21 protein-coding genes are annotated in these 18908 nt (G+C 41.5%); 13 read left to right on the top strand and 8 right to left on the bottom strand.

Annotation, left to right across the window (positions count from 1 at the left end; translation table 11 throughout):
* From IQ236_RS27900 to IQ236_RS24810, 3 genes are all read left to right on the top strand, one after another.
* Window positions 1-284 (top strand): hypothetical protein (locus IQ236_RS27900; RefSeq protein WP_322744352.1); only part of this gene is annotated, 284 nt, incomplete at its 5' end.
* Window positions 285-369: 85 nt separating this feature from the next.
* Window positions 370-1551 carry a competence protein CoiA family protein gene (locus IQ236_RS24815; RefSeq protein WP_193871755.1) on the top strand — a complete coding sequence of 394 codons (1182 nt, stop codon included), beginning with the start codon at window positions 370-372 and terminating at the stop codon, window positions 1549-1551.
* A 51-nt stretch (window positions 1552-1602) separates the two neighbouring features.
* A complete protein-coding gene (locus IQ236_RS24810; protein WP_322744351.1) occupies window positions 1603-2271 on the top strand; it encodes a tyrosine-type recombinase/integrase in 669 nt (222 codons plus the stop codon).
* Window positions 2272-2275: 4 nt separating this feature from the next.
* Here the strand turns inward: IQ236_RS24810 and IQ236_RS24805 are convergent, their stop codons facing one another.
* The 6 genes from IQ236_RS24805 to IQ236_RS24780 all read right to left on the bottom strand — a co-directional run bounded on the left by IQ236_RS24805 (window position 2276) and on the right by IQ236_RS24780 (window position 5577).
* On the bottom strand, window positions 2276-2683 hold the full coding sequence (locus IQ236_RS24805; protein WP_190525010.1) for a hypothetical protein: 408 nt from the start codon (window positions 2681-2683) through the stop codon (window positions 2276-2278).
* Between the two features lie 2 nt (window positions 2684-2685).
* Window positions 2686-3654 carry a hypothetical protein gene (locus IQ236_RS24800; RefSeq protein ID WP_190525012.1) on the bottom strand — a complete coding sequence of 323 codons (969 nt, stop codon included), beginning with the start codon at window positions 3652-3654 and terminating at the stop codon, window positions 2686-2688.
* Window positions 3655-4088: 434 nt separating this feature from the next.
* On the bottom strand, window positions 4089-4247 hold the full coding sequence (locus tag IQ236_RS24795) for a hypothetical protein (RefSeq protein ID WP_190525014.1): 159 nt from the start codon (window positions 4245-4247) through the stop codon (window positions 4089-4091).
* The gene (locus IQ236_RS24790; protein WP_190525016.1) at window positions 4244-4600 is read right to left on the bottom strand and encodes a restriction endonuclease subunit S; all 357 of its coding nucleotides are present in this window, start codon (window positions 4598-4600) and stop codon (window positions 4244-4246) included. The genes IQ236_RS24795 and IQ236_RS24790 overlap by 4 nt, the downstream gene beginning before the upstream one ends.
* A 16-nt stretch (window positions 4601-4616) precedes the next feature.
* Window positions 4617-5267 (bottom strand): hypothetical protein, encoded by a 651-nt coding sequence (locus tag IQ236_RS24785; protein WP_193871754.1) that lies wholly within the window; start codon window positions 5265-5267, stop codon window positions 4617-4619.
* Window positions 5245-5577, bottom strand: a complete 333-nt coding sequence (locus tag IQ236_RS24780; protein ID WP_193871753.1) for a hypothetical protein — start codon at window positions 5575-5577, stop codon at window positions 5245-5247. The genes IQ236_RS24785 and IQ236_RS24780 overlap by 23 nt, the downstream gene beginning before the upstream one ends.
* 266 nt (window positions 5578-5843) lie before the next feature.
* Here IQ236_RS24780 and IQ236_RS24775 point away from each other — a divergent pair, with 266 nt between their 5' ends.
* From IQ236_RS24775 to IQ236_RS24740, 8 genes are all read left to right on the top strand, one after another.
* Window positions 5844-6302: a hypothetical protein gene (locus tag IQ236_RS24775; protein ID WP_193871752.1), complete on the top strand. Its 459-nt coding sequence runs from the start codon at window positions 5844-5846 to the stop codon at window positions 6300-6302.
* Window positions 6247-7005: a hypothetical protein gene (locus IQ236_RS24770; RefSeq protein WP_193871751.1), complete on the top strand. Its 759-nt coding sequence runs from the start codon at window positions 6247-6249 to the stop codon at window positions 7003-7005. The genes IQ236_RS24775 and IQ236_RS24770 overlap by 56 nt, the downstream gene beginning before the upstream one ends.
* Window positions 7006-7411: 406 nt before the next feature.
* A complete protein-coding gene (locus tag IQ236_RS24765; RefSeq protein WP_193871750.1) occupies window positions 7412-7579 on the top strand; it encodes a hypothetical protein in 168 nt (55 codons plus the stop codon).
* Complete coding sequence (locus IQ236_RS24760; protein ID WP_193871749.1) at window positions 7580-8110, top strand: hypothetical protein; 531 nt, start codon at window positions 7580-7582, stop codon at window positions 8108-8110.
* Window positions 8111-8383: a hypothetical protein gene (locus IQ236_RS24755; protein ID WP_193871748.1), complete on the top strand. Its 273-nt coding sequence runs from the start codon at window positions 8111-8113 to the stop codon at window positions 8381-8383.
* Complete coding sequence (locus IQ236_RS24750) at window positions 8371-9819, top strand: hypothetical protein (RefSeq protein ID WP_193871747.1); 1449 nt, start codon at window positions 8371-8373, stop codon at window positions 9817-9819. The genes IQ236_RS24755 and IQ236_RS24750 overlap by 13 nt, the downstream gene beginning before the upstream one ends.
* Before the next feature lie 148 nt (window positions 9820-9967).
* Complete coding sequence (locus IQ236_RS24745; RefSeq protein ID WP_193871746.1) at window positions 9968-10441, top strand: hypothetical protein; 474 nt, start codon at window positions 9968-9970, stop codon at window positions 10439-10441.
* A 15-nt stretch (window positions 10442-10456) separates the two neighbouring features.
* Window positions 10457-10738, top strand: a complete 282-nt coding sequence (locus tag IQ236_RS24740; RefSeq protein WP_193871745.1) for a hypothetical protein — start codon at window positions 10457-10459, stop codon at window positions 10736-10738.
* Between the two features lie 1007 nt (window positions 10739-11745).
* On the opposite strand, the gene IQ236_RS24735 is transcribed toward IQ236_RS24740, so the two are convergent.
* Window positions 11746-11970 carry a hypothetical protein gene (locus IQ236_RS24735; RefSeq protein WP_193871744.1) on the bottom strand — a complete coding sequence of 75 codons (225 nt, stop codon included), beginning with the start codon at window positions 11968-11970 and terminating at the stop codon, window positions 11746-11748.
* Between the two features lie 259 nt (window positions 11971-12229).
* Between IQ236_RS24735 and IQ236_RS24730 the strand changes: the two genes are divergently transcribed.
* Window positions 12230-15829, top strand: a complete 3600-nt coding sequence (locus IQ236_RS24730) for a plasmid replication protein, CyRepA1 family (protein WP_193871743.1) — start codon at window positions 12230-12232, stop codon at window positions 15827-15829.
* Between the two features lie 75 nt (window positions 15830-15904).
* Window positions 15905-17743 (top strand): DEAD/DEAH box helicase family protein, encoded by a 1839-nt coding sequence (locus IQ236_RS24725; RefSeq protein ID WP_193871742.1) that lies wholly within the window; start codon window positions 15905-15907, stop codon window positions 17741-17743.
* Between the two features lie 557 nt (window positions 17744-18300).
* Here the strand turns inward: IQ236_RS24725 and IQ236_RS24720 are convergent.
* Window positions 18301-18780: a phage terminase small subunit-related protein gene (locus IQ236_RS24720; RefSeq protein WP_407676167.1), complete on the bottom strand. Its 480-nt coding sequence runs from the start codon at window positions 18778-18780 to the stop codon at window positions 18301-18303.
* Window positions 18781-18908 lie beyond the last annotated feature (128 nt).

Below are 18908 nucleotides of genomic sequence, written 5' to 3'. Positions count from 1 at the left end.
GTAAGCAGACTGATGAACCCCTAACGATTGAGAGGGTCATCCAGTGGGCTGTTACCCTTTCCCCTGGACAGCGACGGGAATTGATTGATGGACTATTGGCTTTAGATGAACTTTCAGAGGAGAGCGATCGCCACACTCCCAACACCAACGATGGCAACGGCGGGGGAACTGGTAGAGGGAGCATTGAGAAGAAAACGATCAACGGTTGTGGGCCGTATTTGTATCTCAGGTTTTGGAGTGGGGGGAAACACAGGTCAGTTTATCTCGGTAAGGCAAAGGATTGAGCTTAACCTTTATTTGATACACTAGAATCAGGAGCATAACCCCATAATCTTCTGAAATCGGTGTATCAATTAAAGGGTATCCCTAATGTGGCTCAATTACGGCATCGACGCGGACAAAAGCTTAATATCTATCGATGAGGTTGGACGTGGGAAGACGCGGCTAAAGTGTCCATATTGCGATGGAACCTTGACCGCCAAAAAAGGGGAAATCAAAATACATCATTTTGCTCATAGTGGGGAAACTTGCCGAGAAGTGAACCGAGAGGGAGAGATACCTTACCTCCCTCTGTATGACAGCTTTAATATTGGTTTGACTGGCAAGGAATTTCAACAACTTAAAGACCTTTGGAATCGCTACGGAATTCATGATTTAGGAATTTATAAAGATAAAGTACCTAGCATTTTTATCAAAGAAAAACTATTAGAATTTAATCGATTTAGAGGCTTATACCAATTCACAAAACTGGGTAAAATTCCGGTTTGTGGTTTATCGTTAAATTTGTTTAACCAGGTTCAAGAACCCTTATTATTAGATAAATTTGAACAATTAGACAAGATCGCTAGAGAAGCTTATTTCAAAGATTTACCTACCTTTAACCAATTTCTTGTAGATTTACAAATCTATCAAGCTGAATATCGTAAAATTCTATCTAAAACTCTTTATTACCTACAGATTAATATTAATGATAATAACCAAAAAATCTATAAAATTGGAGTAACTCAAAGAGATATAGAAGCTAGAGTGATTGAGATTAAGCAAAATTTAAGCAAGTATTTGAAATCCTTCACAATTCAAATCTTGGGAACTTGGGAACATCGAGGAAATGTTGAAAAATATTTTAAGTATAAATATTCTAAATTTCACTTTCCCATTGATAGTTTAACTGAATATTATGCCTTTCCTGAGCCAGAAGCCAAAGCTGTATTAAGTGATTTAAGACGGATGAAAACTAAAATTTTATCCCCAATAGAACAGGATATTTTAGCAGGAAAGCCTAGCGAACTTGAGAGAATGATTGCAGAAAATGAACAGACTATTAGGCACTCACAGGCTATTAAATTAGGAATGGAAAGAGCAAAGCAATGGGGTCAGCACGTTGGACGGCCCCCTACCCCTGAGACTACAGAGGAATTTTTAGCAAAACCTTCATCTCAGAAAATTATTGCAGCATTGAAAGAAGGATTATCGCTAAGAAAAGCGGCTGAACAAGTCGGGGTATCGGTTAACACAGTCAGGAAGGTAAAAGCACTGATAGAAAAGGATTGATTTTTTAATCCCACTTGCGATCGCAACACCCACGCCCTAACAATCCTTTTAATGGGTATGGGTGCTTTTGTGAAAGTCAACAGGCATGGAAAGGCAAAAATACTCAGCCACGATGAAATCCAGATCCTATTTAATGAAGGGCTAACAAACCTCAGAGATAGGGTGATTTTTGCTGTCTGTTTGTTTACCGCCGTTCGCATCAATGAAGCTGTGACCCTTCATAGTCAGGATGTCTACGACAAGAGGGGACGGGTTAGGGATGAGCTTACCTTCAGAAAGTCCAACACTAAACGCAAGCTGGCAACCCGCACGATTCCGGTACTGGATGAGTTACGGGGTTATCTACAGAAGTACAAGCCAGAGGCGGGTAAGGTTTGGCTGTTTCCCGGTGGAACATTCCGAGATGACCAAAACCACCATATCACCTCTGATTCCGGCGCACGGATTCTCAGAAAAGCCTTTGAACAGACTGGCATTGATGGGGCTAGTAGCCACTCGATGAGGAGGACAGCCCTAACCCAAATGTCTAACGCTGGCATCCCCCTCAGAACCATTCAGGAAATATCTGGACATCGCAACCTTGAACAACTACAGCAATATTTAGAGGTTCAACCGGAACAGGTCAGGGGTGCTATCGCCGCTTTGTCGATGCTGTCTCCTGTTAATAACGGAAGAGACGGAAAACCTCTATTTCCCGACATCCTCACCCCCAATCCTTGAAAAATCAGAATGTCCATTCGTGATCTGGATCATCAAGAGCAGCTTGAACATTTGCTAAGTTTGCTAGTTCTTTAAAAGGACTAGATTTAACAATTTCCGTAATTGAATTTAAAGTCAAAGCTAGTTGTTCGTTATTACCTGATGCGATTGCATCATCCACCACAGCGAACAATGAGCGAAAGTTTTTTGCACGTTCATCAAAAGAGCGATCTAGATATCCTATTAAAAACTCTCGTAAAGTGTTAATCTTGGCTACTGTTGTTTTTTCCCAAGCATCAATCTCACGTCGCTTTGTTTGTTCTTGTTCAGCTATTTTCAAGTAATCTGTGTATGCTTCAACTAATTGTTGAAGGTAATCATTAGGATTGACTACTTCATCAAATGCTTCTTTAAAAACTTTTTTAACACTCATTATTAACTATCTCCTAATGTACGATACTTAGCTTGAACAGCAGCAGTAGCAGGATTCAGCTTACCTTCACTATCTAAAATCGGGGTTTTCATAATTTCAGCAAGTGCTTTAATTAGAAGTGCTACTTGTTGGAACTTAGTAGCATCACGTTTGCGCTCAAAAGGTTGAGATTCTAACTGATTGAGGCTAAGAACAGCACATTTATTCAAATTGTCTACTACGATACTTAATTCATCAATTCTGCATCTTACTTGTTGTAGAAATTCTTTAGCAGTTTCAATTTGTGCGATTTGGACATTAACTTTAGCTTTGTATTCTCTTGCCTCTGTCAAAGCTTTTTCGCCCTTACCAGCAATTACAAAACCTCCAACAGCTAAGGCTGGTGCGACTGTAATACCACCCAAAACAACAGTACCAAGTGCCATACCACCACCTCCAGCAGCTAGTGACCCACCGCCCAACCAAGCCAAAGTGGCATTCCAAGCTGCTGCCCCACTTAACCCTGAAATAGCTGCACCTGTACTAGCAACACCTACAGATGTTGCTAGACCTGTTGCAGCTTGACCTGCTGCTGCACCTGCTACAACGGCTTTAATTCCACCTTTAAAAAACTGTTCAGCTTCCATCACATCAGTTTTGTATTCTTGAATCTGCTGAACAGATATTCCTTCCAGCCCTTCTAAAAACTCCAGATCTTGTTTTGCACGTTGTCCGATTTGCTCAATAAAAGCTACAAAACGTCTAATTGTATCAATCTTGATATTTAACTGTTGTTGACCATATTCTTCTGCCAACTTATTAGTAGTTTCCCAGTCAGATTGCAACTGATTGACAGCTTGTTTATGCCGTTTTTGAGCGCGTTGACCCATTTCGTTTGCTTCTTTCATATTGTCAACGCCTTCTTTACCTTTCACTACTCCATAAGCAGCAGTTCCCAAAGCTATAGCACCGAGGATAAATGGTATCGGCATAAAATACTCCTGATTCTTATTTCAACACTTCGGACAGTTTGCGATCGCAAACGGTAGAATAAGGGTTCTAGGCTTTTACTCAAAAACTGTCCGGGGTAATGTTATATATGTCCTTAATAACATTACTCAACTTTTTTCGAGTGACTACTAACCGATGGGACTGGCACTGGGTAGGGTAGCCACCGAGATCCGTGCAAAAAGGGACACGTTGTAAAGTTTGGTAACGCTCGATTGTCCCAAGATTCGGTAAACCCGAATTTTGATAGTGTCTCAACCTTGACCGGACACGGTTAACCAGTTGGGGGAACTGTTGCAGATTTTTAACGGGTGTTGATAATCTCCCGCCGTCACGGGGAAACGTGCCACAAAAATACTCCCCCAATTCTGAAGAAAGTTGAGGGAGTAAAACGGGTTAGCCGCTTTACGAGCGATCGCTATTTAACGGTTTGGGCCGATGCGGCATCCTCAATCCGTTTCTTAATTTTTTGAGTCATCGCTTCTGAGGTTTCGGACATTTTCTTAGCAGCGTCGTACATCTGTTGACCCATTTCTAACAACTCGTTTAGAACTTTTTCATCTGGTAAATTTGTCATTGTAGGTTCTCCAATCGATTTCGATAAGTTAGGGTTCGGCTTTTGGCTTCAGAAACTTCACCTTTTAAAGTTGATAAATACTCTCCGACTTCCTGAATTACTACTGATATAATTAAGGGGGAAATGTCTTGAGAGAGTTGTTCTCTAGCGTTTTGGGTATCCCTTCTGGCTTTATCGACATACAATAAAACCGAATTGAAAAAGTAAGAAATCTGAAGGAATATCGGGTTGTTTTCAAATAGAACTAGAAAACGGTTGGCAATTGTTAAACCTTCTGTTGCTAGTTCCTCAATCTCATCTAATTCTCGGTTAATTTGCTCGATTAACGCCTCAATCTCCGGTGGTATTGACATTGATATTTTTAGTATCTCAAGGTGTTTCTATTAGTTCCCAGTCAGCAAGTCCTGAGACACCTATTCTGACAGGAACCCCCAGATAATTAGCGGTGTAATAGTCGGTTAGGTATCGCGCCATTGAACCGTCTGGCCGTCGCAGTCTGTATTCAAATTGTGGAATATAAACGTCACGGTTCAACAGTTCCCTGAGTTGGTTGTAATCATCCATCGAATCGCGCCAATACCATAGATAATTCTGTCCAATCCACTCGCTAGGCTGAATGATGGCACGGGCGGGTAACAGTTTGTCATTTTGGAAAAGGCAACGGTTATCGATTTGGGACACGACACAGACCGACTTGCCATCATGCCAGTGAGTTAATAAGAATTCTGTTACCCGTTGATAGTCGTCATCCGGTCTAAGGGTGATGGGGTTGACTTTTGGGTTAACGGGTTCTGATGGTTTGGGATTTGAGTTAGCCATAGAAAATTTCCTTAATCCTTGAGTCGAGCCATTATAAATAAGTGCTACTTCCCCCCATTTAGCCGCCGTTTCAGTGAGCCAGGTTTCTATCAGTTGGTAGATGTTGAGTGCTCGCTGTCTGTCAATTCCCACCGGAGCGACAAAAGCTAAACCGTTGGGCGTTAGCTTAGGTTCCCATTCAGCTATGGCAGGGTGAACCATTATGTTTGTGTCCATTGTTTTTGTCCCGTGACTGTGTGAGCTTGCGTTGGTCAAGGTTCAAAGCGTCAGCCAGTAACGCTAGTTCGACATCTGCTAATTTTTCCCCTTTAACTGCTTTAAGGATTGTTGCCTCTGTCTCAACATCAATGGACTGGGTAACAGTTCCCCCGCTTAACTCCCTCTCAACCATCCCTAGTAACAAGTCCTGTAGGGTTGTATCTCGGTCAAGAGCTACCCGTCTGATTGCTTTGTGGGTTTCAGGGGCAACGTAAAAACAAATAACTTTACTTTCCCCTTTCGGTCTAGGCATATACCATCTCCTTATTTACCTAGTTCTATCGTAATTCCGTTCTGAAGGGATATAAAGATTTCATTAAGGAACGTAAAATATAATTGCATCTTTTAATTATGTACTGTACATTAGTAAAGATAGACCTCTAACTCATCCCCTGATGATGCCCTAGAGAGGTCTAGCACCTACCCAAAACCGCACCTCTGACAACTGAATAGCCATACCGCACCCTCTCAGGAGGCACTACGGGAAGCATTAACACATTTCTATTAACAGTAAAAACAATGGAACATCTCGATAAAGAATCAATGGGGTATTACGAGCGATTAATTTATGAAGCTGTAATCGAACCTGAAATTATCCCAGACGGAAAGCGGGTAAGACTGTTCAAGTTGGATGAACGAAAGGCAGTTTATAAACCCGTTGGACAGCTTGCCAAGGAACTCAAACGTAAGCCACAAACCTTAAGAGATTGGGCAAAACTGTTATTAATTTACTCGCCTGATTTCTACCAACATTTTAAGCCTAGAACTGCCTACAACCCTTATGTACAGGAATGGCTGAAACGTATTAACGAATATGATTTATCCGAGCCATCATCTGCACCACGTCCTCAAATCATAGAGGATTACATTCAACTCAACGCAACACTTTACACCTTCAAAACATTCACTGAGGAACTGCAAAATGAGTACACAACAGAAGCCACAATCAACGCTGCAAAAATTGTCCAAGCGGCTTAATGTTTCCGAGACAGAATTACTGATTGCCATCAAACAGCTTGGCTTGAATCCTTCAGAAGTTGAGGAAAGTTGGGGAGATGCGATCGCACAACACTTGACTGGAAACAAACCCCAACAACTTCACGGGAAACCACCGGAAACACCCAAAACACCGGAATCATTCAGTATTAACGACTCTGAGGAGTTTGTCGAGTGGGAAGAAGTTGAGGAGGAACTAGGAGAAACTGCCTTAGCTCTAGTAAACGAACTGGGACTTAATCAGGACGCTATCACTCAGTCTGATTTAGCCGCGCTCCGAGAATTGGCTTTATCTAATCCTGTCCATCAGAACTTGGCTGATCATATTGGTGCAGTTGGCAGTGTTCAGGAAGGATTAACCAATGAACACATCCGAGTCCAGTTTGAGACAGGAACGGCTATTGGTGAAGCTGGCAACACCGCTTTAATAATGGGAATGTTGCAAAGTCAGCTAAACGGATTACAGCAAGCTTACAGCCTACAAACTGCCATTAATACCGACTTCCAAAAAATCTTAAATGCTCAACTTGAACAGTTAGGGAAAACCAACAAAGGAACCCCAGATAAAACCGTTCAGGACTTGGGAAAGAAAGCGACAAGCAATCAACAGAACAGCAACAAATCGTCAACAGTTCGGAACAGCAAGCTGGATGTGATTGCTATCAAGAACTCGCTCAACAAATAGAACAGTTAAAAGAGACGGTATCCCAACTAGAGAGCCGTCTCTCGACTTGCAAAAATACATCTGAGGTAGCATTCATGAATAGAATTTTATCACGAATTAAGCAATTAATTAAACAGTTTGAAGCCATCACCCCTAATTATTACGATGGCTTGGTTATGCAGTGTTTAGGAGTTTGTATTTAATGGAAAGCTTTGATTTTTATTTCAGAATCAAGAGATATTCAATCTCAATCAATCCCAAGTTTATTCAAGTTGATAAGTGGGATTATTCCTACTTTGATAATGAATCGATTTTCCGGTTTGATTTTCCCCAAAAAAAACCTAAACCTAAACCTAAACCGGAACCTAAACCGATTATCACTGATGATGATGACTTTGATCCTATCCCATTCTGAGGAGAATCAATCATGAATAGCGATAAATTATTTTGGTTTTGTATCGGTGGGATTATGTCAGTTTTAGCTGTTTTAATCCTACAGCAATCAAAGCAATTAGAAAACCGTAACGCTTATCAACAAGGCGTTATAGAGTCACAACGTCAATGGCTGGAATACGAAAAAGGAGAGAGATGGTAAATGGGCATTCTATCAGCAATTGTCGGATTATTCGGCGGTAATTCATCCAACCAAGTTGATTCTCGAATAGCCATCAAAGGGGATGTTTCACCTATTCCAGATAAGCTTATCACCCCAGATTACAGACCACAAAACGGGGTTTATATAACCAGTTCGGCTGAACTTTTGAGGGAGTGGGAATCAAGGGGATGGATGGTTTCTAAAGAGGATTTAGAAATGCTTAAAACCATGCACAAAACCTTAGAGGAATACGAGAAACTGTCCAAGGAATACGGCAAGGAGTTGGGTAAATTTGGCAAAACAGAAGCCAAGTTAGTCAAGACGGTAACGGGTACTATTCCAAAGATTGCGGGTGCTAATTTTGCTCAATATACCCACAATCAAAAGCTTAATGGTGAGATGGATAAAATAGCTGCGGAATATCAGAAAAACATTGCTTTAAGGCAAGCTGAAGCCCAAAAGATTCAGCAACAGTTAACACAGTTTCAGAACAAGCTTAAGGAACGTCAACAACAATTGAGAGGGGGTTAGATGTCTCGGTTTAGTCTCTATTTTGGGACGGGGTTGTTAAGTATTAACTTGTGGCACTTTCTAACCTTAATAACTCGTTCTGTTCCTAATTTCGGCTGGCTGTATTGGTCAGCATTTTTTATTATCATTGTCGGGTCAATTCTTGTCTGTACCGCAGTTGCCAGACAGGTTTACTCAGGACAGTTTGCAACAACTAACCCGACATTTTTAACAGTTTCAATCATTACTTTAATCGGTTGCTTAATGGGGGTGATGTGGGGATGGGGTTTCTAGTTTGGTTAGAAGAACATGAAGCTGCGGTTAGTTCCCTGGTGTGTTCCCTTGGTGGGTTTGTTGCCTTGAGTTGGTCAGTGGTTAACCCTGGTATCAATCCCAGTCGATTCTACGCGAGTGGTGTTGCTGGACTGTTTGGGGCGGGTGCGATCGCTACAGCCATCAAAGGACTGAAGGAGGAGGAAAGGTCAATAATCCGACGCGACACGCAGGATGAAATATTTACAATTTACCAAGCTGCGGAAGTCCAAACTGTTCAGAATATTCTGTTTCCCCCTTCTCCCATGCCAACGCCACCGGGGGGAATGAATACTTACTATCAGATGGAATTTAACCAGTTACCCAGTGAACTCGATTTTTACAATTGGGATGGGTTAGTTGATGAGGCTTCTGGAATCTTGGTTGGTGGTAACTCCGGTTCAGCTAAGACAAGCTTAGGAGCCGGGTTTATTGTTGGGAAGTTAACGGCTGTCCATCCTTCTGAAGTGATTGTTTTGGACATTCACCAACGAAAAAATATCATCTGGCAACAGATGGGCTTCCCCCGTGTCGAGTCAGATGTTGAAATCATTTATCAAATTATGTGCTGGCTGATTCAGGAAATCGAGCGGCGGAAACAGGAGGACGGACACCCTCTGATTGTGTGCCTTGACGAAATCAATGACACCCTTTCAGAGCTTGAACAACTGGACATCGTTAAACCGTTACCCGGTAAGGAGAAACGGACTAAAACCTTCTCCTATGCAATCAGAAAGTTATCCAACGCCCGGAAGTTTGATATCTGCCTACTGGGTTTTATGCAGTCCCACAACACGGAAGCCATAGGCATTGATGGGAAGTTCAGAAACAATTTTCTATTAGTCCTCTGTGGTGCTTCTGCTAGGGGTGAAATACAGAATATCTGGAAACATGAAGACCCCAGATTTTTACGCATCCAAAACTCACCTTATCCGGTGGTTGTCTGTGGCTCTAACCCTCACCAAATAGCTGAACACCCAACCCATAAACATCATACCCAGTACAAGAAAAAAGGGAACGCACCCGCTAATTTAATACAGCCTAGATTCCTTGATAAATCATCTATTCCGGTCTATGGACGTGGGGAAGAATCAGAGGATTTTGATGAGGATTACCAACCCCCTCAATCTTCAAAGTCAGAGCCACAGTTGCCTAAGTTTAATTTTCAAAAAGCACCGGAAACACCAAAGGCTAACCCAATCATTAACGGCGTTGAGTTGCAGTCTGAATGGCTAGAAATCCTTGAACTGGCTAAACAGAATGGGACAGTTTCAACCCGTGATGCTTGCCGTTCTGCTATGGGTCAACGACTCAAATTAAATGCAATAACCGCCCGTTATATCTTTGAAAAACTGCAAGATGCCAAGCTTGGAACTGTTACCGAAAATAACGGCAGTTGCACCTTTACCCTGTCATGACTGTCATGGGGTGTCATGTCATGTCATGTCATGTCATGGGCTGTCATGGCTGTCATGACACGGTATAGGGGGGGGGTCAATTCTGACTCATGACACGATGACATGACATGACAGCTTATTAATTTAGTAACATTAACCCGGTGGGATTATGCAGACAATTGATATTAGTCCAACAGCTTCAAACTGGGATGACAACAAACCGCCTAGATTGATATTGTTAAAAGGAATTGCGATCGCTACCATCACAGTTTCCTTGATTGGGGGAATTATTCATGTAGTTGATAGCCGTCAAGCTATGACCAAGGCTGACCCAAAGGAACAGATTAAACCCGGCGACGGTAGACGGGAGTTAACAGCACCAACTAAACCATCAGAACAGTCCCCTATTGTTGTTAAGAAACCACAGAAGCCTATTGTTATTGAGGAAGGGTCAGAGGCTTACTTTTGCCTTAAGAATAACGGCGGCTCCGGTTGTCTTGAAAGGGATAGATTTGTCCCTAACTTTAAAGTGATAGCACCCCCCAAACCTCAGAGAACTTATGAGGATTATCTAGTCGAGTATGGGGTTAGGGAACCGGGGGACTGTGGAAGGTATTTCAATGGTCAACCAAACTGCTTTTAGAGTGCTTTAAAAATCATGAATATTATCACACCCGATCCGATAAAATTTACCAGTGAAAAATTAGGCTTGGCAATTCCTAAATTTAAGATTGGAGATAGGGTCAAACGCTCTTACATTTGCGATGATCAATTTGATGAAAGGAATGGCCAGATTATCACCTTCTACGGGGTAATTCTCTGGATGATTCCAGATGCCAAGCTTAAGCAATGGGAATATTTCATCCTGTTTGACGATGAGAAGCCAAAATATTTTGATTGCGATTTGCCTTACCTGGACGATGAGATCGAACTTGCCTAGCTGGGAAATTTTCGCAGCGCCCCCATTAGGTTCATCCGCAAAGTCCGCAAATTCTATAGCTTCCTGATTGATACCAGAATCTCTATGGCATTTTAGTTTAATCGCAATCAAATTCTATAGCTTCCTTGTTTGGAGTTTGTGAGAAGCTTCCTTAGCTTCCTCTGCAAATTCAAAAAAATCATGCAAAACTACCAAACCTTTATCGGTATTGACCCCGGTGTGTCGGGTGCGATCGCGTTCAACATTCCTATTCTGGGGTTGTTTTTTTGGGCAACTTAATAATATTAATAATTCTAATTTTAATTACATTTATTAAATATTACGCTAAATATAGTGTAAAATAAGATTTTTGTCAATCCCTGTCACTAAATATGGAATTGCTGTAAAATGATTGAATAGCCTCACCCAACGCGAAGCACCTTTTTTTGAGGTTTAATTACAGAAAGTAATTACTTGATTCGTTTTTACCTTGCCGAACCTCAAGGAAACAACAACTTATAATGCTAGACTTCTAGCCTTGTAAGGGATAAAAGAGACTCTATGCTATTCTATTATTAGTTTTAGTTTTGACTTAGAAGAAGCTCTCTTTATCCCTAAGCCAGAAACAAAAAACCCGCTTCTCAGGCGGGGGATCAAAAAAATTAGTTTGGGCAATTAAGCCCCTGTAAATATGAAATATATCAGCTTTTCGGCTAACTGTCGAGGGGATTCTTCTGTACAGTATCCGTTAACTTTTCCAGGTTTTAAAACCCATGATTCAACTTTATATAGTGCTACAAAATATATTAGCACTATTTTTAAGAGTCAGTGGAGGGTACAATTAAATAAATTTGTTTTAGGTATTCGTCCAGAATCTAAACAAACTAGGCTAGAACGCCCAATCAAGTTTTTTCATTTCATAATTCACATTGTAGCACAATCCCCACAATCCCTACAATCTACACCGGAAAACTGGGGATTAATTTCAATGACTACCCGTTCTGGACGTGGGAGCGGCAGAAGGGGGATTAATTTTTCAGAATATCGTCAAGGGTTCCGCCATTCTCCAGTTTTTCCCCAATGGCTTCTAATAGATCCGCGAACGACATCCCGTGAGCCTTCAAACTCTCTGCTAGTAGGGCTTTACGCTGGCTTGTTATTTTCGCACTCACAAACACATCACGGGTTACGCCGCCTTTGGGTTCCCTCGGTTTTAAATTGGCTATCTGATTTTTACTGCTGCGGTAAGTCATGGCTGAAAGTCCTCAAAGTATCCTATTTACAATATATCTCAATAGGTGTTAAAATTAGAGGTATCAAAAGTTTTCCCCCTCTAGTCAAAGTTTGGAAGCAGCGACCAAAGGGGGATAGGTATAAATCGTTGGGGTTGCCAACGTTTCAAAGTATGTCTAACTTAACACTTTTCGAGAAGTCCCGTCAAGCTCGGCGGTTCGGGAATTCAGGAACGGCGATCGCCACACTCACCTTAGCTTCAGAAGGGGGTGAGGGCTGATGAGTAAATTTACTATTCTCAATAAACGTAATGGCGGGTGTCCAGTTTGCAACAGTTCTGACGGCAGATGTCGCCAAACTGAAGATGAGCGTGGCGAATTAATTCTCTGTATGGAATCTCATGGGGATGTACCAGGGTTCCATTATTTGGGTGAGTCTCACGGTGGGATGTGGGGGGAATATAAACCGAATAATGGTGAAAGGAGAGAATGGCGCCGCGATTATAAACCCGCGCCCAAACCGGAAGGGGTTAAATTACCCGCTAAAGAACGGGACGCTGCAATCAGATCAATTATTCAGCAATTGCCACTGCATGACATTGATCGTGATGACATAACCAGAAGAAAATTGACTCCTCAACAGATGAATGATTGGGGGTTTTACTCTCTCTCTAAAGATTCTGTACTCGAAACCCCGGTTAATCCTGACTTGGCTGGGATGGCAATCGATGGACGGCACTTCTGCATCAAGCCAACTGATGCAGGGTACGGAATTCCAATCAAGGATATTTATGGGGATTATGTAGGGAGTCAATTAAGGATCAGAAAAGTTAAAGACGGGAATAAATATAAATGGTTAAAATCCAGAAAAAACCATAGACGGGAACGGGACGCTGTAAGCCACACGGCAGAATTTAATGAGCTACCTCTACAACACGCTATCGTTAACCCGTCCCAAGGATTACCCTTATTTTTAACAGAAGGAATGGGTAAACCTGTATATACTTCATTCCGGTTCGATCTTAACGTTATCGGTGCATCCGGTGGTAATTTTTTATCTAGTATAAAAACCCTAAAAAATTCCCTGGACATTCTTAAACCAAGCGTGGTTATTTTGGGGGCTGATGCTGGCTCTAGGGTTAATAAAAATGTTCTTAGAAATTATAGAAGGTTAGCATTAATACTGAAGGAATGGGGCTATGATTTATTAGTTGCTGATTGGGGTCAAGGTAGCGACAAATCAAAACCTGATATTGACGAATTGGATGCACCAGAATGGGAGCTTAAACCCTATGATAATTGGGATGTTGCATTTAGAATTCCTGCCAATCAAATCTTAGAAATTGACCATATTTCTGACTGGAAAACCAAGCAAATATATGGATCACATTTAGCTTGGAAAAACCATAAAAGATACACGGCTGATACTACCTATGATGAGCCGTTTTGCACATCTCCACAAGCACCTAAAAAGGATGAAATCGTGGCTATATGTTACCACACAAGCCAAGGAAAAAGCACTAAAATAAAAAAATGGTTTAAAGAAGAACTAAAGGATTTAGGAGCAGATAAATTCGGCTCAAGAAATAGCTTAGAGATTCAATTTGCAGCGAGTTCCGATTTTTATCATCTCAGAGAAGACGATGGACATCACTTAATCAAAGACCCTAGAGGACGGTTAACGCTTTGTATTGATTCAATCCTCAAATATGAAGACGAAGACTTTGACGGTAAAGTAATCGTTTTAGATGAAATTGTTAGTTTGATTGAGCACGTTTTAAGCGGTGGCACTCTCAAGGAACGGCAGCAACAAGTTATTGATAAGTTAAAAGTTGCCTTACAACGCTGTCACAGTGTAATCTGTGCTGATGGTAATTTAACCGATTCAATCTGTGAGTACATCCGTCAGGTATCCGGTAAACAAATAATCAAATATTACAATAAGCGCCTACCAAAACGACCTGTAGCTTATGTGTATGATCACGTTGGTAGCGATTATAAAAAAATAATGCACCAAATGATGTCAGAAACTTTCTTTTGGGGAATGTTTGACACTCAAATTGATTGTGAAGCCGCCGATAAGGATTTAGTTAGATATGGTAGAAAACCTTTAAGAATTGATTCAAAAACAATTAACGACCCAATACAAGGTAAAGAAGTTAAACGATTTTTATCTGACCCTGACGGTTTTCTAATAGAAAACGAGGAGGCAAAAACTTATGATTGTATTCTCTCATCTCCTACCGTTGAATCGGGTTTGGACTGCAATTATAAAGGGTTTAGCGGTGTCTATGTTTTTGCTAAACACTTAGGAGTTGATAAATTAACCCAGATAATTATTAGGGTACGAGATATCACCGTCCCTCGCCATATTTGTTGTGCTAAATTTGTTAAAAATACGGATGATGATTCTACCATACAAAGCCCAATAGCTAAAACTATAGACCGTTTTTACAAGGATTTTATTAATGAATCAATTAATGCTTCAGAGATTGAATCAACTGCTATCGCGGCATTACTTAAGAAGCAAATTGATATAGCGATCGCGCAACCTGAACACCGTCTATTTATGGAGCATCAAGCTGTCAGAAATTATGAGAGGGCTAATCTTAGAGATTGCTTTATAGAATCTCTTCAAGATTCAGGTTATGAGATTGTAATCGTTGATCCGCCAGAGCAAATAATTCTAACCCAATTTAAAGAATGCAAAAAGGAAGTTAAACAAGAGAAAGCTAAGGACGTTTGTGATGCAGAAAAGATTGACGAGAAGCAATATAAAGCCCTCTCAAAGCGTCAGGATTTAAAGTGGGAGGATAGGTGTTCAGTTATTAAATATAAGTTATTGGAACGACTGCCGGGGGTTGAAGTTGTGGGGGGATGGGATAAGGATTTTGTTTACCATTTATTATTTGAAAATAAAAAACTAATTAACCAAGCGGAAATCCGATGGATGCTAGATCATCCAGAGTTAGCGGTTAAACGTTCTGAGAAGGCTTGGCACGGGGTTCTAAAACACAATCGAACGTTCTTAGGTAATTTCAAAACTTTACTTCCTTTAATTAAAGAATTAAATCGGTTGAATGTTCCCTCCCTGATGGAACGGTTGACCAAAATTTATTACAACTGCGACTACCAGGATGTTAAGGAACTGTGGCAAAAATGGGGGCGGACACAAGTGACCCGGACTGGTATCGAGCGCGGTTCCTCACCCATCATCTTGATCAACCGCATAGCCGCCAAATTAGGGTATGAGTCCATTGAGTCAGGGGCCGTCAAGGTTGGTGGGAAGACTCGAAAGGATTATATTCTGAATGATTTGCTCTGTGACCCATACGGATTGATTGTGTCGCAGTGTGTTGACGAGCGCCTGGAAAACGAAAATTTAGAGCCGCGCCTCACCGACTTTGACTGGATGGAAATTTTGCAGCGAGAAACGCTAGAAACCAGTCAGAGTAATACTTCTAGCGGTTACAAAATGACTTCTAATACTATAGATATTAATAGGGAATTTTGTAACCGCTACAACCCCCATACAGAGGACATTACAGCCATTCCGGTTGTCAAAAATACGCAACAAACAGAACCCGAACCCGAACCCACAAAAATGACCCAAGCCGAACCCAAAACCGAACCCACCAAAACCCAGTCGGAACCCTTACCCGAACTCCCCCAAGTTGGACAAAAAATCGAATGCTTGACGGCGGGAGGATGGCAACCCAAAACCGTTAAGAAGGCAGTCGGGGGGAAAATGTCTAATATCCAGTTCACTGACGGCTCGTGGTATTGGTTGAGCGAGTTGAGCGATCGCTCTCGATTCAAACCCACGATATTGACAGACTTCTCTCAAGGTGTTAATATTAGAGAAGGTTTCACAGGATGAACATTACAGCCATTCTGAAGCCTTGAAAAAACCAACCCGCTAGGGGTTGGCAACCAATTAAAACTTTTCACCATCATGATCGGACAATTAAGCTTATTTGACCAGGGTGTATTAACACCCCCTCACCTCGATATACCCCCCAAACCCTTTGTTTTACGGGACTATCAGGAAAAACTAAAATCTGAAATCTACAACTACATCAGACAAGGTATCCGCCGGGTATTAGCCTATGCTCCCACCGGGGCCGGGAAAACTGCCATTATCGCTTTTATCCTATTTGACGCCTTGGGACGTGGGAAGCGATGTATGTTGATTGTCCATCGGGATTTCCTAGTGGAACAATCACGTCAATCAATGATTCGGGCTGGTATCAATCCTGATGCCATCGGAGTGATTAAAGCAAATTATCGGGAGAATCGCGATCGGCCTATCCAAATCGCAAGCTTACAAACCCTTCAGAAGCGCAACACCCCAGAAGGCTTAGGATTAGTGATTCTGGATGAAACCCACTCGACCGCCTTTTTTAAACACTATCAGACTATAAAACAGGAAACACTCAATGCTATTCACTTAGGCTTCAGTGCAAGCCCCTGGAGAACAAAACCTACAGAGGAATACTTCGGATTACACTTCGACGCTATCGCTTTTGGGCCGGGAATTGGGGAATTAATTGATCAGGGTTATTTGTCCATCCCTCGGTACTTTGGGGATGGCGGGTTAATCGATTACACCAAGTTGGACATCGGGAAGGATGGGGAATATAAGGATCGGGAGATGCAAGCCGAATTTATAAAATCTAAAGTTCCCCAGCGAGTTGTAGAGGAGATTTTGGAGCGCTGCGACGGACGGACAGGGATCATATTTAATTCGGGGGTTGAACAGTCGCAGCTACAAACCCAACTGTTAAATGATGCAGGTATTTCAACGGTTCATCTTGATTCCGATACCCCATCCAATGAACGTCAATATTATTTTGAAAAACTGGCAAAAGGTGAAATCCGTTGTATCTCGTCCATCGGTTGTCTAACAGAAGGTTTTGACGTTCCTTCTATTGGTTTTGTCGTAATAGCACGGGCTACAACATCACGAGCTTTATATGTGCAGATGGCAGGACGTGGATTAAGAGTTTCCTCCAACAAAACAGAATGTTTGCTCCTCGATTTTGGGAAAAATATCTTAAGATTTGGGACACTTAAAAAACCTTTTCCAATAACTTTAGAACCGACCCCCAAGCATGAAGGCGATGGGATGCTTAAGGAGTGCCCTCAATGCAATTCAATCATTAGTATTTTTGCTCAAATTTGTCCTGAATGTGGGCATATTTTCTCACTAGGAAAACAGCCAGAAGACGATATAGAAGCCTTTGAACAGGAGTTTGGGGAATTGTTTGATGATGATACCTTGAAGCAGGTTAAATACGCTCGTTCTCAACGCAGAACACGATTCTCGAAACAGCAACCCCCGGATAAATTATGGGAATTGTTCTCAGACAAGCACAATCAGGACGGTAAAACATTCTTACACAATGATTGGCTGTTTGGGGCTGTGTTTGGGGGACGTGATAACGATTTTAACCGTCAACGATTTTTAGAATACTTAGAGCCTTTTGCACCTAAAAATGAACGGACAAAACCCCAATGGATTAAACACCATTTAGAGTTAGAATTCGGCAAACCTGGACGGAATTATCGGACGGGAAAACAGAAAACTGTTAATGCTACATGGGGACGGAATTCTAAATTGGAATGGTGGGAGATTCTACAATGTTCACCGGGTGCGACGTGGGGAGAAATCAAGGAAAATTATCGAGAGTTGGCTAAGGTCTATCACCCAGATTCAAGCGGGTTTGATTCCACAATTGAAATGCAGATATTGAATCTAGCCTTTGACAAAGCTAAGTTGATCAAGGGTTAATTTGGACATGGGGGGTCACACCCCCATCGTTTGTGGGAAAATTGCACACAAAGGTAGGGTTTTGGGAGTTGAGATTATTGTTTAATCCTCCGACATTAATTTTTATGTGATAAAAGCCAACACAACTTTATCCAATGATAGCCTTGAGATAAAACCCGATAATTTGATGGGTTTTTAGGGCAACCATTCAGAGTCACCTTTGAGGAGTTTTGACACGGTGAGAGTTTCTAATAACAATAAAGATCCAAATAAGAATAGAAAACCATTGACTAAGAATCAGAAAATAATTGCTATAATATTCATAGTTGGTGGTGGTCTATTCTTACTTAATCAAATCTTGTTTAGAATAGATCAAGCTCGATGGGAAAACAACCCCAGAAAAGCATATTGTGATGAATTGCTTAACGAAAATTATTCTCTATATAAACAGGTCTGCAATGAGTGAAACACTAGGAAGATATCAAGTGTCATTATGTCGGGGTCGGAGTTTTTGCCCTCAATTAATTATCGAGGGGGATTAATACACTTTTTGGTCATAGTAACACCCCTCAATTATATCAATAATTATCCTCTGAATCCTCCTCCTCATCCTGCCTGTCCATAAGGTCAATTAAAAGGTCAAATTGATATAAATGCTCATCCACAGCCATGATTGTTTTGATGCCCTCTAGTGCCTGCTTTGCGTGGGTGTGTGCGCCCGCCTTTGTCAACATATTGCAAGCTTTTAGAGGATCATTCATCATAGAAGCTGTGGCGTAAGCTTTACTTGAGATATTAATACTTCTGGCAGTATTGGCATAAACTTGTTCTCTGAGAATCTCCAATTTCCTCCTATCTTCCCGTACATTTTCCTTGAATTCCTGCCGCCGCTTCTCATCCTTTAATTTCAGTGCCTCAGCCATGTCGTCCATAAGTTTTACCCTTTCCTGTTCCCAGAAGGATTGTTTTTTCCAGTATCTAATGGTTGCCTCGGTCACGTTCAATTGTTTGGCAATCTCCCTATTAGAGAGGGATGGATTGTCAATCAAAAGCTTGATGGCTTCCCGAATTAAATCAAGTCTAAAGTTCTTAATATCGTTTAATTTCGCAAAATTCTATTTTCACCATAGCACAGCAAAAAGCCCCAATTGCCGGGGCTTGATGGAGTTTTGAAAGTGATTTAATC

The sequence above is a fragment of the Planktothrix mougeotii LEGE 06226 genome (genome assembly GCF_015207485.1).
In the GTDB taxonomy this organism is placed as follows: domain Bacteria; phylum Cyanobacteriota; class Cyanobacteriia; order Cyanobacteriales; family Microcoleaceae; genus Planktothrix.
This window is presented reverse-complemented; position numbering and strand designations above follow the sequence as displayed.

Excerpts from the sequence above, each read along its gene's own strand:
- IQ236_RS24815 (WP_193871755.1), top strand. The coding sequence starts at position 370 with ATGTGGCTCAATTACGGCATCGACGCGGACAAAAGCTTAATATCTATC.
- IQ236_RS24810 (WP_322744351.1), top strand. The coding sequence starts at position 1,603 with ATGGGTATGGGTGCTTTTGTGAAAGTCAACAGGCATGGAAAGGCAAAA.
- IQ236_RS24805 (WP_190525010.1), bottom strand. The coding sequence starts at position 2,683 with ATGAGTGTTAAAAAAGTTTTTAAAGAAGCATTTGATGAAGTAGTCAAT.
- IQ236_RS24800 (WP_190525012.1), bottom strand. The coding sequence starts at position 3,654 with ATGCCGATACCATTTATCCTCGGTGCTATAGCTTTGGGAACTGCTGCT.
- IQ236_RS24795 (WP_190525014.1), bottom strand. The coding sequence starts at position 4,247 with ATGACAAATTTACCAGATGAAAAAGTTCTAAACGAGTTGTTAGAAATG.
- IQ236_RS24790 (WP_190525016.1), bottom strand. The coding sequence starts at position 4,600 with ATGTCAATACCACCGGAGATTGAGGCGTTAATCGAGCAAATTAACCGA.
- IQ236_RS24785 (WP_193871754.1), bottom strand. The coding sequence starts at position 5,267 with ATGGTTCACCCTGCCATAGCTGAATGGGAACCTAAGCTAACGCCCAAC.
- IQ236_RS24780 (WP_193871753.1), bottom strand. The coding sequence starts at position 5,577 with ATGCCTAGACCGAAAGGGGAAAGTAAAGTTATTTGTTTTTACGTTGCC.
- IQ236_RS24775 (WP_193871752.1), top strand. The coding sequence starts at position 5,844 with ATGGAACATCTCGATAAAGAATCAATGGGGTATTACGAGCGATTAATT.
- IQ236_RS24770 (WP_193871751.1), top strand. The coding sequence starts at position 6,247 with ATGAGTACACAACAGAAGCCACAATCAACGCTGCAAAAATTGTCCAAG.
- IQ236_RS24765 (WP_193871750.1), top strand. The coding sequence starts at position 7,412 with ATGAATAGCGATAAATTATTTTGGTTTTGTATCGGTGGGATTATGTCA.
- IQ236_RS24760 (WP_193871749.1), top strand. The coding sequence starts at position 7,580 with ATGGGCATTCTATCAGCAATTGTCGGATTATTCGGCGGTAATTCATCC.
- IQ236_RS24755 (WP_193871748.1), top strand. The coding sequence starts at position 8,111 with ATGTCTCGGTTTAGTCTCTATTTTGGGACGGGGTTGTTAAGTATTAAC.
- IQ236_RS24750 (WP_193871747.1), top strand. The coding sequence starts at position 8,371 with ATGGGGTTTCTAGTTTGGTTAGAAGAACATGAAGCTGCGGTTAGTTCC.
- IQ236_RS24745 (WP_193871746.1), top strand. The coding sequence starts at position 9,968 with ATGCAGACAATTGATATTAGTCCAACAGCTTCAAACTGGGATGACAAC.
- IQ236_RS24740 (WP_193871745.1), top strand. The coding sequence starts at position 10,457 with ATGAATATTATCACACCCGATCCGATAAAATTTACCAGTGAAAAATTA.
- IQ236_RS24735 (WP_193871744.1), bottom strand. The coding sequence starts at position 11,970 with ATGACTTACCGCAGCAGTAAAAATCAGATAGCCAATTTAAAACCGAGG.
- IQ236_RS24730 (WP_193871743.1), top strand. The coding sequence starts at position 12,230 with ATGAGTAAATTTACTATTCTCAATAAACGTAATGGCGGGTGTCCAGTT.
- IQ236_RS24725 (WP_193871742.1), top strand. The coding sequence starts at position 15,905 with ATGATCGGACAATTAAGCTTATTTGACCAGGGTGTATTAACACCCCCT.